The organism is Herbaspirillum frisingense, assembly GCF_047325095.1.
Lineage (GTDB): Bacteria > Pseudomonadota > Gammaproteobacteria > Burkholderiales > Burkholderiaceae_D > Herbaspirillum > Herbaspirillum frisingense.
Genome location: NZ_CP168558.1, coordinates 4,911,307 through 4,924,468, shown reverse-complemented (window position 1 = coordinate 4,924,468; position 13,162 = coordinate 4,911,307). Strand labels below are relative to the sequence as shown.

Below are 13,162 nucleotides of genomic sequence, written 5' to 3'. Positions count from 1 at the left end.
GCCCCTCCGGGACGCCCAAAAAAAACGGAACGCCTCGATGCGTTCCGCCAAGTCCTACAAAGGGATCCTCAGGAGTAAAGCTGCTTCAGAAGGTATGCCGGATGCCGGCCATCACGCTGGACTGGTTCTGGCCGACACCGACCGTGCTGCCGGAGCTGACGGCAATGGCGGCGTTGCCGCGATTCTTGATGTAGGCATACGACGCGTAGAGGCTGGTGCGCTTGGACAGGAAGTAGATCGCCCGTGCCGTGCCCAGCGTGCTGTCGTCGGGTGAGTTGCGGGTATCCAGATGGGCCACCTGGCCTTCGACCTGCCACTGTGGCGTGAGCGCGTAGCTGGCGCCCAGATACCAGAGGTTGTAGTTGATGTCGACTGCACGTTGCAGGTGGCGGGCAATCAGGCCACCACCGATCTTCAGATCGCCGACCTTGAACCAGCCATTGAAGGAGGCGCGGTTGTCCTTGTAGTTGCTGCTGGTGAGCAGGTTGCCCGCCCCGGCGCCGCCGCGCAGGGTATCGTAGGCGGTGGCCACGCCCCAGGTAGCAGTGTCGTACTTGATCAACGCCGTCCACTGGCGACAGGCTTGCGCATCGGCGGCGTTCTCGCCAGCGCAATTGGTGGCCGCAGGCCCGCCCGCCGTGGAGGTGTCGCGACCGAAGCTATAGGTGGCGCCCACGGTGGTGTTGCCGATCTTGTTCATGTAGCCCAGCGCATTGTCGCTGCGCGTGTTGGGCAGGTAGGAGTCCATGTTGGACAGGCCGTGGTTGGCCGGCCCCATGATGTCGGCGGCGATCAGCGAGATGGCCGTCATGTTGTACTGGCGACCCAGCGTGAAGGTACCCCAGGTCGGGTCCATCAGGCCGACATTGGATTGTCGTCCGAACAGGCGGTTGCCCTGGCCCATGCCGCCGGTGGTCGGCACGAAGCCGCTTTCCAGATTGAAGAAGGCGCGCATGCCACCACCCAGGTCCTCGACCCCTTTGAAGCCGATGCGCGAGGGCAGCAGTCCGGTCAGCGGCAGCGTACGCAGCTTGCCCTGGCCGGCGGCATTGGTGTGATTGAGATATTCGACCCCGGTATCGATGATGCCGTAGATGGTGACACTGCTCTGGGCCATCGCTTCGGTACCCAGCCCCCCCAGGCACAGGCCGGCGGAGACGGCGGCTAACAGACGTTTCTTCACTTTTATTTCCCCTTCAGGTTGAACAATCAAGACAGCGTTGAAAACCACCGCTGGCGGTGGCGCTACGGATGAATCGGGCTGCAATGGATCTGAACGAGTGGGCGGCGCGGCGCCTGCTTTGATGTGCGTCAAATAATGAATGACATTATTTAATCTCAATAAAATGAATGTCAATCGTTATTGTCGTGTGAGGGGAAAGTTTTTTTGTCACGCATCCTTGCCGGGGAAGGCAGGGCAGGATGGCTGGGGAAACAAATGGTGCAGCCGTCCCGTCACATGCACTTAAAAAAGAAGTTCAGCTGTCCATATTCGCGTTTTTGGTGCGTTTTTTATTCTTCATGCTCATGGAAGCCATATGCGTAGTGGATTGTGGGGCGATGTGAGGAAATGCTCGCTATCGCACACCTCTGCGCGCCGTCGTTGTTCGTGTACGACGCTGCGTTGCCGATGCCGTGACGCGGATAGTTCGAAGCGCTGCTGCGCCACCTGATGATGATCTCGATAGCGGAATTCTTCTTGACATCGAAGGATGCAAAATAACAGAATGATGTTCGTTATTAATCGCGGGAAACTATCGCCGCCGGAGGGTTGGCCGGACGGTGCTGAGGAGGGGGATGGTGAGCCAGCAGCAAGATGGTCGCGCACTGCGGCCGGGACAGTATCTGATCAGCCGGACCAGCTCGGAGGGCATCATTACCTATGCCAACCAGGCGTTCGCCGACGAGGTGGGCATTCCCATGCAGGAGTTGGTGGGCATGCCCTACACGCGCCTGATCGATCCCGACGTGCCGGCCGAAGCGGTCAAGGACATGCGCCGTACCACGATCGAGCAGGGACGCCGGTGGGCCGGACTGACCTGCATCCGGGGCAGCGATGGGCAGCGCATCTGGGCCATGACCAATGTCTCGCTGGTGCGGGAAGGCGGGCGCGTGATCGGATCGACCTCGGTGCGCACCCATGCGCCAGCGGAGCAGGTCAGTTTCGCCGCTGCCATGTTGCGCCGCTTCAAGGAGCGGCGCGCCCGTGGCTGGACCGTGCGCGGTGGCCAGTTCCTGCGCACCGGTCTGCCGGGGATGGTGCAGCGGCTGTGGCGACCGGGGTTGCTCAAGCGGATCGTGCTGTGGCAGGCCTTGCCGTTGGCGAGCGCACTGGCAGCCGGCCTGCTGTGGTCTGCAGCAAGCCGGGTGCCGGCACTGGTCATGCTGGCGGTGGCGTTGGCCATGCTGGTGCTGGGCAGTCTCTGGCAGCGACGACAGTTGATGCAGCCGCTGGAGCAGGCCACCGACTTTGCATATCGGATGGCTGCCGGTGATCTCGATGCGCCCCTTGATCAGACCGCCCAGCCACATGCCGCCGATCTGGTACGGGCGCTTCTGCTGATGAGGAGCAGCCTGGTCAGCCTGATCGGCGAAGTCGGTCGTGATGTGCATGGCGTGACGCGGGCCTGTTCGGACATCGCGGCCGGCAACATGGACCTGTCCCAGCGCACCGAGAGCCAGGCATCGTCGCTGCAGGAGATTGCCTCCAGCATGGAGGAACTGGCCGCCACCATCCAGAACAATGCCGATCACGCCGTCTCTGCGGCGGCCAATGCGGTGGCGGCTGCGGATGTGGCGCAACGCGGTGGGCAGGCCTTCGATCGCATCGTCCAGACCATGCAGGCGATGGCCGACGATGCCGCGCAGATCGGACAGATCGTCAAGGTGGTCGAGGCCATCGCCTTCCAGACCAATATCCTGGCGCTCAATGCCGCAGTGGAGGCAGCCCGTGCCGGCGAGAACGGACGCGGCTTCGCCGTGGTGGCCAGCGAGGTGCGTACGCTGGCCCAGCGCAGCACCACGGCAGCACGTGAAATCGCCGAGCTGATCACCGCATCGCTACGCAGCGTGAGCCAGGGACAGGCGCAGGTGAAGACCTCGGCGACCACCATCACGGAGGTTGTCTCTTCCATCGGTGGCGTGAGCGGCCTGATCGACGAGATCTCCCGCGCCAGCATCGAGCAGCGCGAGGGCGTGCAGCAGGTGGCGGCGGCACTGTCTTCGCTGGATCGCATTACCCAGCAGAATGCGGCGTTGGTGGAGCAGGCTGCGGCCTCGTCGGCGTCGCTGGTGGAGCAGGCCGGGGCGGTGAAGCTGTCGATGGGCGTATTTCGTCTGGCCGCGGTCTGAGGCAGGGCGGGCAGACATGGAAAGCCTGGATCTGGAGGTCTTGCGCACGGCCTGCGACTGGCGGCGGCAAGGACACCAGGTACACCTGTTCACGGTGGCGCGCACCTGGGGCAGCGCGCCCCGCAGTCCCGGGGCGATGCTGGCCATCCGGGACGATGGTCGCGTGGTCGGATCGGTCTCCGGCGGATGCGTCGAGGATGACCTCATCGAGCGCGTGCGTCAGGAGGGCGCGACGTCTGTGCGCCCCGCCGTTCTGGAATATGGCACCACGCGGGAGCAGGCCGCACGGTTTGGCTTGCCCTGTGGAGGAACCCTGGTCCTGGTACGCGAATCGCTGCCGGGCTCCGGCTGGCTCGACGAAGTGCTGGAGGTGACCGCCGCGCAGGGGCGCATCCGGCGCCAGCTCGATCTGGCCAGCGGCCTGTCCCGCTGCACGCGGCTGGGCCATGCCGACGGTGCCTTGCCCGGGCCAGTGCTGGCGCAGCCTGACTTCACCGTATGCTACGGGCCGCGCTGGCGCCTCTTGATCATCGGCGCCGGACAGCTGTCACAGGCGCTGGCCAGGATGGCGATGATGCTCGACTACGAGGTCCTGGTCTGCGATCCGCGCGAGGAGTATGCGGCGGGCTGGCATATCGCCGGTACCCGGCTGGTCGCCGGCATGCCCGATGATGTGGTGCTGGAGATGAAGCCGGATTCCCACACTGCCATCGTGGCACTGACCCACGATCCCAAGCTGGATGACATGGCCCTGCTGGAGGCGCTGACTTCTTCGGCCTTCTATGTCGGCGCCCTGGGTTCGCGTGCCAGCAGCCAGCGCCGTCGCGAGCGGCTGGCCTTGTTCGATCTCGGCGCGGCGCAGATTGCGCGGCTGCATGCGCCGATCGGTCTGCCTATCGATAGTCACAGGCCGGCTGAAATCGCCGTCTCCATCCTGGCGCAGATGACAGCCGTCAGGAATGCCGCGGGTCTGCCCGGCGGTGACGGCTGAGGGCAGGCAAGCGAGGGCGGCTGTCCGTCACCCCCGCCTCAGGACGCCGCCAGGTAGGCCTCCTTGCGCGGCCCGAAGAAATTCATGACGATGCGTTCCACATCCACCACCTGGATGGTGTCGCCAGGCTTGGCGGTCCGGATCAGGTTGCCGATGTAATTGACGCCACCGCCGAACATAATCAGCGGCGCATCGATGTGGCTTTCGCCGAATTCCAGTACGTCATGCAGACCATCGACCAGTAGTCCGACCAGGCGTCCGGCATGGCGCACGATGACGATCTCGCGGCTGTCGGCGGTGGTCGATGTGGTCGATGCGGCCGACAGCAACAGCTGGCGCATATCCACCACCGGTACGAACACCGATTTCGCCGCGCCCCCTTCGTGATAGTCCAGCGCGCCCGCCAGCACCGGTTTGAAGGTGGAGGTGGAAAGCATGCGAGAGGCTTCGATGGCTTCGATCACGTTACCGGCCGGCAGTGCGAAGACAGCGCCGTCGATGGTGACGGTGGCGAATTCGCGCAGCTTGCCGCCGCTGCTAGCGACTTCGATATCGGCGCCGTCGAGCGCACGCACGGCGCCGCTCTGTTGGCCGATGGGCGTGAAGACCATGGCAATCACGTCGTTGACGTAATCGTCGCTGTTCTTGTACTCGCGATAGCCGAATGAGGTGGTGTGGCCGACCACCATGTAGTGGCCGTCATGGATGCGGATTTCAGCTGCGCTGCTGCCGTTGGCGCTGCTGCTGGTGGCCGCGCCCAGCGGCAGCACGCTGCCGGGCGGGTAATCCGGGTGGGTACTGGAAATGACCTGTCCCTGGCGGTCGGTATAGGCGGCGAAGGCGCCTTCCTGCTCGGGCAGGGCAGAGCCCAGCATGTTGGCGAACTCGGGCGTGGCGTCGAACACGATGGCAATGCCGCCGACCGGAGGACCGCTGCGCTCAGGGGGGAAGATGGCTGCGCTGTAGAGATAGGTGGCCGCACCATCGTAGAGGGCCGTCGCTTCGAAGGGCGACACGCAGTATTGGCCTGGATCGCTCAGGCGCATGGTATTGCGCAGCAGCTGTTCGTCCACCCGCAGGTTGCCGCCGGAGGCGCCGGGATTGCTGCCCTCGCTGGCTTCGGCGAGGGGCTTGCTCATCGCGACGATGTGGCCGTGGCTGTCGAACACCACCAGCCTGGTGTAGACGGTATAGAGCGCATTGATGGAGGCCAGGATTTTCTGGAGCTCGGCCAGTTCGGCGGGCCGCCGCGTCTCCTGGGCCAGCAGCTGGCGCAGGCGCGGGGTCAGTGCCCACCAGCGGCAATCGTTGGCGCGTTCGTAGAGATTGCGGTCCATGATGTCGACCATCAGGCGCGAGATGTACTGCAGGTCCTGCAGGCTCGACGACAGCGCCGTGGCATACAGGTCGAGAATGGATTCGCGGAAGACCTCGTTGGTCTCGTCACCGGTCTGGCTGATTTCCTGCAGGATGGCCTTGAGCCGCAGCAGGTCGCCAGCGTCGCCCGAGGCCATGATCTTGCCGTTCCACACCACGCGCCGCAGCGAGTGGTTGATGGAGTCGGCCAGCAGCGTGACGTCATGCAGGGGCGGGCAGAAGGAGCGGGCGTGTGACATCACGCCAGCCAGCAGGTCCGCGTCGTATTGCGAGAGCATGTCCTGGCCAGGCTGACGGAAGGCCACATCGCAGGCCACCATCACGTGGCCGTACCAGCCGGGGCCACTGTAGCCCTGGTAGTTGCGCGCGGCGCAGGTACGCGCCAGGTAGTCGCGCCCGGCATGGGTCACCAACTGGTAGGGGCCTTCCAGCGCCAGCGGCACGGTGCGGCCGACCGGCACATGTTCGACATCGCTGCTGGCGATGACGCGTCCGTCCTGGTCCAGCATGAGCATGACGCTGCGGTCGTTGGGCTTGCGCAGTCCGCCGAAGACGTCGTCCATCTCCACCGCCACCGGGAAGCACAGGCACAGCACGCCGATGGTCTTGCCATCCTCGGGGTTGACGATCTTGTGGGAGTAGATCAGGGAGCGTTCGCTTCCGCCGCGCAGATCGGTGACGGCAAAGGTCTCCAGATAACCGTTGGCGGCCAGGGTGCGCGCTATCAGCGGGTCGCGGGAATGCGTCACGGTATTGGCAGGGTCGAGATTGGCCAGCACCTGTCCCTGTGGATCGAGAATGAAGATCTCGTCATAGACCGTGTACTTTTGCCGGTAGGCATTAAGTCGCGCCACGATCTGGTGGCGCTCGCCGTCCGGCCCGGCCAGGATGAACTGGCGGATGGCCTCGTCCATGGCCAGGAAGCCAACATCGGCGGTGCGCTCGAACAGGTTGCGGACCACGATGTCGATGATGACCCGGGCCTTGAAATCGAACTCCTGCACCACTTTCGATACGTTCTGTTGCACCAGATTGGCGATGAGCCTCTTTTCCAACTGGTTGAAGCCCTCGCGCGTCACCTTGATGGTGGGCAGGATGCTCTTGGCTTCGGTGGGACATACCATCTTGGCAGTCGACTCGATCAGGCGCCAGGCAACGCTGAGCTCCCTGAGCGAACGTTCGCAGTCGACGACGGCAGGCATATGCCGCAAAAATTCTTCAGTCTGTTGATTGTCATGCATGATCTTGTGAACTACCCGTTGAAACCCCCATTGACACTAAGCAAGTTGCGCGCCAATGAGAACGCTTTTCGTCTGGCTGGAAGCGTGTTCCCGCCTGCCGGGACAGGCATGTGACAGGCACATGACCGCGGCATGACAGACCTGTGACAGACGCGTAACAGCGACGTCCACTGGACGTAAAAACGACGTAACAAGGAAGTAAGCGCAGTGGTGATCGCTAACCATTCATCACCACTGTCGCAAAAATGATGCTCAGCAGTAATTGCGTGCAGCCAATAGATCGGGCTGGGGGCAAGGCCGGTGGTGAACCGCGCAATCAGGGGTGGAAAACCGTCCTATTTGCCGGCTTTGCCCCTTCTCTGGCTGTTGTACGGTGGCGCCTTAACAAAAACACGTAAAACGTTAAGAAACGCGCCAGAGGCCGGAACGGCCGGCGCCATCAGGGGGGTAGCATGAAGGGCTTGGTATTGAAGGCCGTCGCCGCAGCGGCGATGTTGGCCTGCGCGCAGACACAGGCGCAGACACAGGCGCAGACCTATGAATCACACACGATCCTGGACCGCAATCAGGTGCCGATCTTCGAGGCCCGCTTCTACGGGCCTGCTGACGGTGACTTCCAGAAAGAGGGGGACACGTTCCAATCCTCGCCGTTTGCGCTCTCGGACATGTTCAAGCAGCAGACCCTGGCGGGGCTTCGACAGTGGGCCAACTATATCAAGGTGATCCCCGGTACGTCCCCGGCGGTGATCAATATCGGTAGCGAGGATGGCGACGACAACGCCCATGCCGACAGTCCGTTGGTGCCTGGCCTGCGCATCGCGCCGACCCAGGTGCAGGCAGCGCTGCAGAATCTGCAGGCCGGCAAGTTGACACTGGGTGCGCATGGCTTCGTGGGTATTGGCAACCTGCCGGTGAGTACCAACGACTACATTCCTTCCCAACTGCCGCGCAATGTCACGGGCTGGGATCTGCCGGCGGTCGCTTTTCACGAGATCGGACATGCACTGGGGATCGGCTCTGATGTCAAAGAAACCGAGCAGCCCTCCGGCCCCTCCGTGTATAACTTCAGCGACAGGATCAGCCAGTGGACCGCCCACCTGCGCGACGACAACGGCAAGGCGGCCCAGCCCGGCCAGGTGATCTGGTGCATGACATGCAGCAAGGTGAGCGGTGCCGATGTGTTCGACGTCAGCAAGAACTCGGGGTATTTCATCGGTCCGAACGTGGCGCAGGTGCTGGCCGGCTCCGGCATGCGCGGCATACCGCTCAGCACCGGCACCGAGACCGATTCCGATCCGCCATTCATGTCGCATCTGGAGCTCAAGAACAGCCTGATGAGCCATCAGAGCTACCGCAACTACACCACCTTCATGGAAGCCGAACTGGCGATCCTGCAGGACCTGGGCTATGACATCGACCGTCGCAATTTCTTCGGGCGTTCCGTCTACGCCGACGGCCAGGTGATCCTCAACGACGACGGTTTTTTCCAGCGCAATGCAGAAGGCAGCGCCTACCTGCCCAATACCTATAACCTGGCCACGCTGGGCCTGGGCCTGCATGTCTACGGCAGCAACAATACCATCTACCAGCGCGCCGACCTGCTCTCGGCTGGCGCAGGTGGCGCGGGCATGCGCATCGACGGCGCCGGCAACCATATCATCATCCTGCCCGGTACCCGGGTCTATGCCGATGGCGCCTATGGGCGCGGGGTGATGTTCACCTATGGCAAGGACCACACCCTCACCCAGCGCGGTGACGTACAGGCCCTGGGCGAGGACGGCATCGCAGTGAGCTTCGACTTCGGCAACAATATCCTGGGCAATGACAGCGACTACCGTGGCTCCTACATCTACCGGGGATCGAAGGCCACTGGCTCCCTGCTGGCGGAGCTGGATGGCCCGCTGGTCAGCCGCTTCGACCTGACCGGGCGCCTGGCCGGCCGCAGTGCGGCCATCTATATCTCCAGCAATGCGTATGTGGGCCAGATCAACGTCATGCGCGGCGCTTCGCTGCAGGGCGATATCCGTTCCGACTATGCCGAGCTCGACGGTAGTGCGCCACGCCTGACCACCCTGAGCTTCGGTTACCTGCCGGACGGCGATGGCCGCGCCACCGCTTCGGCCGATCCTGGCTTCGCATTGCGCTATGACGGCAATATCGTGGGCATCGACAATCTGTCGCTGGCGTTCGAGGGCGGCACCACCTTCCTGACCGGCGACCACCAGATCTACCAGGTCAATATCGCCCAGGGCGCCCTGCTGGGTGGCAGCAGCCGCTATACCTTGAATAGCGCCGGCCTGTTCACCAACCATGGCACGCTGGCCCCCACGCCGGGCAGCAGCATCACGGTGGTCGGCAATTACGCGCAGGGGGCCGACGGCCGGTTGCAGACCAGCGTGGACGGCAGCGGCAACATCAGTTCCCTGATTGTCAGCGGCAACGCGGCGCTGGATGGCAGCCTGACCATCGCCCCGCAACGCAGCTGGTACGCAAACCGTTTCGCGCTCACCAGCGATCAATGGCTGCAGGCCGGCAGCGTCAGCGGCGCGTTTGCGTCGGCCAGCGCCCTGCTGGCTTCGCCCACCCTGGTGGCTGACGTCAGCGCAGCGGGCGGCCTGAGCTATACCGTTTCGGTGCAGCGCCGCGATGCAGCCTATTCGCGCTACGCCAACGATGACGTGACGCTGCAGGTCGCGCGTTCGCTCGACGTGGCAGCGGGCAATGCCCGTGGCGACCTGCGTTCGCTGGTGGCCGCGCTGGACTTTTCGGCGGCCGACGGCAGTGCCATCGCGCCGGCATTGCGGCAGCTGTCGCCGGTGGCCTATGGCGAAATGTTCTCCGGCGCCTTGCTGCGTGAGCGGCACATCGGTGATCTGGTGGCCGCCCGCGCACCGGCTGTAACGATGCTGGACGGACAGGTGCCGGCGGGCAGCGACTGGACGGCGTTCGCCATGCCTTTCGGTAGTGCCTACTGGCGCGACCGGTCTGAGCGCGCCGTGGGCGCCAACGGCAATACCTATGGTGTGGTGCTGGGGGTGGAGCGCAGTGGCCTGGCCATGGATGGCTGGACGGTGGGCCTGCATGGCGCGGTCAGTGGGCAGTCGACCCGGGTCGATGGCCGCACCCCGGCATCCGGCGAGACCTCGGCGCTGGACGTGGGCGCACACCTGGCCTATGCCGCCGATCCCCTGGCCGGACCGCATGCCTTCGCCCAGGCCCGCGTAGGCGTGGAAGACGGGCGCCTGGAACGCAAGATCGGTTTCAACGGATATCAGAGCGCGCCGCGTGGCACCTGGACTGGCACCGTCGCCAGCGCCACGCTGGGTGGTGGCTGGCGCTGGCGCATCGGCGAGGGCAGCAGCGCCGGGCCGCTGGCCGGTCTCGACTATACGGTGCTGTCGCGGCCTGCGATCACGGAAAAAAATACAGACGGGCCGGGCCTGCAACTGGACAGCAATTCCTTCCGTTCCATGCGTGCACGCCTGGGGGGCGAATGGCGCAGCGACCTGTCGCTGGCCTCGGGGCGGCAGGTCCGTGCCAATCTGCGTGCCGGCGTGAGCCGCGACATGCTGGCGCGCACGACCACGCAGACAGCGCGCCTGGCGGGATATCCCGACGTCGCATTTGCGGCAAGCAGTGAAGTGATCCAGCGCGACAGCCTGGACCTGCAGGCCGGCGCCTCCTACCGGGTACGGCAGGACATGGTGGTCGACGCATCCTTGTCCAGCACGCTCTGGCGCGGCGGTGATGCGGAGCTGACGGCGGCCGTCTCGGCGAACTGGCGTTTCTGATCCTTGTGCACGGCAGGCCGTGCCATGGTCGCGCTTTGTGCGATTTTTCCTACGTCGACGTAGGCGATTTTTTGCGAGTTTTGAGTGATTCCCTGATCCCGGTGGCGATCAGGGCGCCTCATAATCGATATTGACGCCCACCTCGGGCGCTGTACGAGAGAGCGGACTCATCCATGCAACGAACGGAAATTGCCCGCACCATTCTGGTGGTGGAAGACAACACCGATGTCCGCGCACTTTTCTGCGAAGTGCTACGGACCGAAGGCTATCAGGTCCTGGAGGCTGCCAACGGCGCACAGGCCTATGAGCTGCTGCTCGACCCACAGCAGAGGGTGGATGTCGTCCTTACCGACCTGCGCATGCCGGTCATGGATGGGTTGGAGCTGGCGACCAAACTTAAATCCGAGGCCCAATTCGCGGCGATTCCCGTGGTCCTGCTAAGTGCCACGCCGATGAAGAACTCCTGGCAGGCACGCGAAAACTTTGCGGCCCTGCTCACCAAGCCTTGTGCCTTCAGCTTGTTGCTCTCCACCGTTGAGGCCGTCCTGTAGGGAACAGGCTGTCCGGATAGCTGGTGCATGGGGGAGCGGTTTGCCCACCATGCGGCATTGACGCGTGATCCCTGGTTTCTGCGGGGAATCTTTCCGCTCATCAGGAACAATCCATTGGCTTTTTCGTTCTCATTTTCCTAAAGCTCCAACAACTGGAAGTCTGATCCGGAGGAAGAAAAAAAATGTCAAACAGACCTGTGCTGCGCTTGTCCGACTTCATCCGCTCCCGCATGGAGTTGATCCTGGAAGCCTGGGAGCAATTCGCCAGAACGATCACCCCGCCCGCCTTGACCATGGATTCGAAAGCACTGAGGAACCACGCCTCGGTGATGCTGCGGGCCATTGCCGATGACCTAGACAATACTCAGACCGAGGCCGAGGGCATCGTCAAATCGGAAGGGCGTGCGCCACGCGCCGCCGATGACACCGCGGCCGAGACCCACGCTATCGCCAGGCTCTTGTCGGGCTTCAATGTGGAGCAGCTGGCTTCCGAATACCGTGCCCTGCGCTCCAGTGTTTTGCGGCTCTGGGCGCGGGAATGGAAGGAGGGGTATGAAACCAATGTGGACGACATCACACGCTTCAACGAGGCCATCGATCAGGCGCTGGCCGAATCGCTGGCACGCTACACCAGACTGTTCGAACAGTCGCGCAATCTGTTCCTGGCCATCCTGGGCCACGATCTGCGCAATCCGCTGGGTGCGACCATCCAGGGGGCGCAGATATTGCTGCTGGCGGACGATATCAACGATCAGCACCGCAAGATTGCCGCGCGCATCTACAACAGCGGTCATCGCATGAGCAAGCTCGTCAGCGACCTGCTCGACTATACCAGGACCCACCTCGGAGCTGGCCTGCCGCTGGACGTGAAGTCCGCCAACATGGGCGAGATCGCAAGACGCGTGATCGACGAAATCGGCAGCGCCCACCCGGACCGGGACATCGTATTGAAGAGTTCGGGAAGGCTGGACGGTCATTGGGACGCTGGCCGTATTGCACAGGCCTTGTCCAATCTGCTTGGCAACGCCATACAACACGGTCTGCCTGCTGAACGCATCCTCATCGCGATCGACGCCGGCGATGAGGAGGTGGTCGTTTCCGTCAATAACCGCGGACCTGTGATTCCGGAAGAGCAGCGCCAGGCCATCTTCGAGCCATTGGTGCGTCTGGTGGCCTCCAACAGCAAGGAGGGGGACCGGCCCGGCAGCATGGGGCTGGGTCTCTACATCGTGCGGGAGGTGGCGATCGCACACGGCGGCTCTGCCACGGCGAGCTCATCGGCTGGCGAGGGCACGACGTTTGCCATTCGCCTGCCGCGCAGTGGCCGGTAGCACTGGGGCAAGCCTGCGGATTTCGATGACGTCTCCGACAGCGGGCGCCTACGCCAGCAGAAGCCATTGGCCGATACGCGCGAAGAGGCCGCAGATCGATGATGCACCTACTGCGCATGAGCGCAGCATCAAACCAGGAGCGAAGACATGTCGAACCAGAATCAAGGCGGAACCCGCGGCGGTTCCCAAGAGCAGCATGTGCAAGCCGGTCAGCAGAGTCACAAGAACGATCAACAGAATCAGAGCAGCAACCAGGCGGGACAGCAGCAAGGCGGTGGCACGCGGGGCGGTTCGAGCGAGCAGCACTCGCAGGCTGGCCAGCAGAGCCACAAGAATGACCAGCAGAACCAGAGCAGCAGCGGTTCGGGTCAGCAGCAAGGCGATTCGTCGCGCGGTGGCTCACACGAGCAACACGTCAAGGCCGGCCAGCAAAGCCACAAGAATGGCTAGGCAGCAACTAGTCTGAAGCCCACAGATCGGCCGCTTCAGAAAAAAGCGGCGTCGCCTTCGATATCGAAGAGGACGCCGC

8 protein-coding genes are annotated in these 13,162 nt (G+C 63.5%); 6 read left to right on the top strand and 2 right to left on the bottom strand.

From position 1 onward, the window contains the following. Positions 1-85 precede the first annotated feature (85 nt). The gene (locus ACEOAC_RS22395) at positions 86-1,183 is read right to left on the bottom strand and encodes a porin (protein ID WP_077236941.1); all 1,098 of its coding nucleotides are present in this window, start codon (positions 1,181-1,183) and stop codon (positions 86-88) included. A 617-nt stretch (positions 1,184-1,800) separates the two neighbouring features. Here ACEOAC_RS22395 and ACEOAC_RS22390 point away from each other — a divergent pair. Both ACEOAC_RS22390 and ACEOAC_RS22385 read left to right on the top strand, forming a co-directional pair. Further along, positions 1,801-3,351, top strand: coding sequence for a methyl-accepting chemotaxis protein (locus ACEOAC_RS22390; RefSeq protein ID WP_413444210.1), 1,551 nt, complete (start codon positions 1,801-1,803; stop codon positions 3,349-3,351). A gap of 16 nt (positions 3,352-3,367) precedes the next feature. After that, positions 3,368-4,342: an XdhC family protein gene (locus tag ACEOAC_RS22385; RefSeq protein ID WP_413444211.1), complete on the top strand. Its 975-nt coding sequence runs from the start codon at positions 3,368-3,370 to the stop codon at positions 4,340-4,342. 38 nt (positions 4,343-4,380) lie between these two features. Here the strand turns inward: ACEOAC_RS22385 and ACEOAC_RS22380 are convergent, their stop codons facing one another. Next, positions 4,381-6,921, bottom strand: coding sequence for a chemotaxis protein CheW (locus ACEOAC_RS22380; RefSeq protein WP_413444212.1), 2,541 nt, complete (start codon positions 6,919-6,921; stop codon positions 4,381-4,383). 491 nt (positions 6,922-7,412) lie between these two features. Between ACEOAC_RS22380 and ACEOAC_RS22375 the strand changes: the two genes are divergently transcribed. The 4 genes from ACEOAC_RS22375 (at position 7,413) to ACEOAC_RS22360 (ending at position 13,083) form a co-directional block, all read left to right on the top strand. Then, a complete protein-coding gene (locus ACEOAC_RS22375; RefSeq protein WP_413628586.1) occupies positions 7,413-10,751 on the top strand; it encodes an autotransporter domain-containing protein in 3,339 nt (1,112 codons plus the stop codon). A 173-nt stretch (positions 10,752-10,924) separates the two neighbouring features. Continuing rightward, positions 10,925-11,302 (top strand): response regulator, encoded by a 378-nt coding sequence (locus ACEOAC_RS22370; RefSeq protein WP_077236946.1) that lies wholly within the window; start codon positions 10,925-10,927, stop codon positions 11,300-11,302. Between the two features lie 197 nt (positions 11,303-11,499). Next, complete coding sequence (locus ACEOAC_RS22365) at positions 11,500-12,633, top strand: ATP-binding protein (RefSeq protein ID WP_413444627.1); 1,134 nt, start codon at positions 11,500-11,502, stop codon at positions 12,631-12,633. A gap of 147 nt (positions 12,634-12,780) precedes the next feature. Beyond that, complete coding sequence (locus ACEOAC_RS22360) at positions 12,781-13,083, top strand: hypothetical protein (RefSeq protein ID WP_234295425.1); 303 nt, start codon at positions 12,781-12,783, stop codon at positions 13,081-13,083. Positions 13,084-13,162: the final 79 nt, after the last annotated feature.